A 453-nucleotide genomic window follows, 5' to 3' on the forward strand; every position below is an offset into this window, starting at 1 on the left:
TGGCTGGTGAAGAGGGCGTTGACGCCGAAGCGGAGCAGGTCGGGCGCGCGCATGTCGGCCACGACACCGCGCCCGGCCAGGGCGACGGCCAGTCCGTGGGCGTGGGGGTGGCGCAGGGTGACCTGGCTGCCGCGGCGCCCGGGGTCGGAGGGGGTGACGGAGGTGAAGCCCAGGGGCGCGAGGAGTTCGTCCGCGCAGCGCAGGAGGAAGCCCGTCAGGGACAGGCTCTTGGCGCGGACCTGGTGCAGGTCGACGCCGTCGAAGGCGGTGAGGGCCGCTTCGAGGGCGAGCAGGGACAGGATCGGCGGGGTTCCGATGCGGGCGCGGGCGATGCCGGGCGCGGGGGTGTAGTCCCGCGCCAGGGCGAACGGGGCGGCGTGGCCGGTCCAGCCGGGCAGCGGTGTCTCCAGCGCGGCGTGATGGCGCTGTGCCACGTAGAGGAAGGCGGGGGCG

At 75.7% G+C, this 453-nt stretch carries 1 pseudogene; it reads right to left on the reverse strand.

Annotation, left to right across the window (positions count from 1 at the left end):
• Positions 1-453, reverse strand: a pseudogene (locus tag LPA54_RS38495) (kynureninase); the annotation flags it as partial.

The sequence above is a fragment of the Streptomyces sp. DH12 genome (assembly GCF_020873895.1).
Taxonomy (GTDB): domain Bacteria; phylum Actinomycetota; class Actinomycetes; order Streptomycetales; family Streptomycetaceae; genus Streptomyces.